This window comes from Muricoccus pecuniae, assembly GCF_014199205.1.
In the GTDB taxonomy this organism is placed as follows: domain Bacteria; phylum Pseudomonadota; class Alphaproteobacteria; order Acetobacterales; family Acetobacteraceae; genus Roseomonas; species Roseomonas pecuniae.
Genome location: NZ_JACIJD010000074.1, coordinates 1 through 2,420, shown reverse-complemented (window position 1 = coordinate 2,420; position 2,420 = coordinate 1). Strand labels below are relative to the sequence as shown.

Sequence of the window (2,420 nt, the reverse complement as noted above, 5' to 3'; positions counted from 1 at the left end):
CCGCTCTCGGGGTCCAGCAGCATGATCCCGCGCTTGTAGTCGGTGATGAAGATCCGCCCGTCCCGGTGGATCTTCAGCCCGTTCGGCCAGCCGTCATACTCGGCCACCTGCTCCCACTCCCCTCCCGGCGAGACGCGGAAGACCCGGCCGAAGGGAATGTCGGTGACGTAGAGCCGCCCCTGCCGGTCGAAGGAGGGGCCTTCCAGGAAGCTGTCCACCGGCCGCCCGGCGCGGTTGGCGTCGCTCCAGGCGGTGCGGCGGGTGTTCCGGAAGCGATCGGGCAGCCGCGTGAAGACCTCGGTCTCGATGCGCGGCGGCGGGGCGAAGAAGCTCATCGCCGTTCCTCACTGCCGCTCGATGCCGCCGGAGGCCGCGACCTCGCGCCAGCGAGCCGCCTCCTCGCTCAGCAGCCGCGAGAAGGCGGCGGGGTCGATGCCGCCCGGCTCGGAGCCGAGTTCGGCGATGAAGCCTCTCATGTCCGGAGCGGCGAGGGCGCGTACCATCTCGCCGTGCAGCCGCTGAACGATCGCGTCCGGCGTGCCCTTCGGCGCCGCGAGGCCGGACCAGTTGATCACGCTGAAGCCGGGCAGCCCGGCCTCGGTGAAGGTCGGCACGTCCGGCAGGGCGGCCACCCTGTGCTTCCCGCTGATGGCCAGCGGGCGGAGCTGGCCGCCGCGGATGTTCCCCAGTGCCGAGCCGGGCGAGATCATCACGAGGTCCACATTGCCCGAGAGCACGCCGATCACCGCCTCCCCGGCGCCCCGGAAGGGCACGTGGTAGAGCTTCGCCCCCGCCGCCCGCTCGAAGGCGAGCGTCGCGAAATGCGGCGCGCTGCCCATTCCGCCCGTGCCGTAGGTCAGCTTCTCCGGATCCTTCTTCGCCGCGGCGATGAGGGAGGCGAGGTCGCGGTAGGGCGACTTCTCGCCGACGGCGAGCAGGATGGGCGAGAAGGCCGTGATGGTGACCGGCCGGAACGCCGTCGCCTGGTCGAAGGGCAGGCGGCTGAAGAGGTAGGGCAGCATGGCGTAGGTGTTGTCCATCGCCAGCAGCGTGTAGCCGTCCGGCGCCGCGCGCGCCGCCTCGCCCGCCCCGATGGTGCCCGTGGCGCCGGACTTGTTCTCCACCACGAAGCTCTGCCCCATCGAATCCGTCAGCTTCTGGGCGACGCGGCGCGCCAGCGTGTCCACGGCGCCTCCCGGCGCCCAGGGCACGATCACCCGGACAGGGCGGCTCGGGTAGTCCGCCTGCGCCTGGGCAAGGCGGGGCAGCGTGAGACCTCCGAGGGCTGTGCCCAGCAGGGCGCGGCGGGAGACGGAACCGGGACGGCAAATCAGCACTTGCGCTTCCTCTTCTCGCTCGCCTATTTCGAAACGGCGTTGCGTTTTCCGGGAGCGTTCTGGCATCCGGGCCGCGGCAGTGTCAACAAATCGGCGCGAAGGCGCCGGACCTTTGGGAGGACGGCCTTGGCCACAGGCTTCCGCATTCTCCAGCGCGGCCGGCGGGCCGAGCCCGCCCTGGTCGAGCGCTTCCGCGCACTGCCGGTCGCGAATGTCAGCGACGTGATGTCCCGCATCACGGCCGGGGGGGCGCGCCTCCGCCCGATGCAGGCGCCCGGCGCCGTGCTCGCCGGCCCCGCCCTGACGGTGAGGACCCGGCCCGGCGACAACCTGATGATCCACAAGGCCATCGCGCTGGCCGAGCCCGGCGACGTGATCGTGGTGGATGCGGGCGGCGACCTGACCAACGCCCTGATCGGCGAGCTGATGCTGGCGCAGATGGTGCGCCGCGGCCTGGCCGGCATCGTCATCAACGGCGCCATCCGCGACAGCGCCGCGATCCGCGCGCAGAGCTTCCCCGTCTTCGCCGCGGGCGTCACGCATCGCGGCCCCTACAAGGACGGCCCGGGCGAGATCAACGTGCCCGTCGCGCTCGACGGCATGGTGATCGCGCCGGGCGACCTCGTTCTCGGCGATGACGACGGCCTGCTCTGCGTGCCGCTCGACGAGGCGGAGGCCATCCACGCCGCGGCCAGCGCGAAGCACGCGGCGGAGGAGAGGCAGATGGCCAATATCGAGGCCGGAACCCACGACGCATCCTGGGTGGATGCGACGCTGCGCCGCCTCGGCTGCGAAGGCCTGGACTAGGCCCCCTCCCTCCCCTTTCAGAACCCCAGGCCGAGTATCCGCCCCATGACCGACGCCGCCTCCCGCCCCAACGTCATCGTCTCCGCCGCCTGGCTGGCCCCGGAGGCCGTTGCCATGCTGGAGGAGGCGGGCCTCGCCGTGCGCTGCACCAGCGGCTATCCGAGCGAGGACGAGCTCCTCTCCGCCATCCGCGAGCACCGCCCGGTGGCCATCCTGCACCGGCAGGGCATCATCAACGGCACGGTGATGGATGCGGCCGCGCCGGGCCTGCGGCTG

At 71.9% G+C, this 2,420-nt stretch carries 4 protein-coding genes; 2 read left to right on the top strand and 2 right to left on the bottom strand.

From position 1 onward, the window contains the following. Together FHS87_RS23165 and FHS87_RS23160 are read right to left on the bottom strand one after the other, a co-directional pair. Positions 1-335 (bottom strand): SMP-30/gluconolactonase/LRE family protein (locus tag FHS87_RS23165; RefSeq protein ID WP_376766463.1); only part of this gene is annotated, 335 nt, incomplete at its 3' end. Positions 336-344: 9 nt separating this feature from the next. Beyond that, entirely contained in the window at positions 345-1,337 is a 993-nt protein-coding gene (locus tag FHS87_RS23160) for a Bug family tripartite tricarboxylate transporter substrate binding protein (protein WP_312862081.1), read from the bottom strand. A gap of 126 nt (positions 1,338-1,463) precedes the next feature. Between FHS87_RS23160 and FHS87_RS23155 the strand changes: the two genes are divergently transcribed. Further along, a complete protein-coding gene (locus tag FHS87_RS23155) occupies positions 1,464-2,144 on the top strand; it encodes an RraA family protein (RefSeq protein ID WP_184522245.1) in 681 nt (226 codons plus the stop codon). Between the two features lie 45 nt (positions 2,145-2,189). Continuing rightward, on the top strand, positions 2,190-2,420 hold a 231-nt coding region (locus FHS87_RS23150), incomplete at its 3' end, for a hypothetical protein (RefSeq protein WP_221300342.1).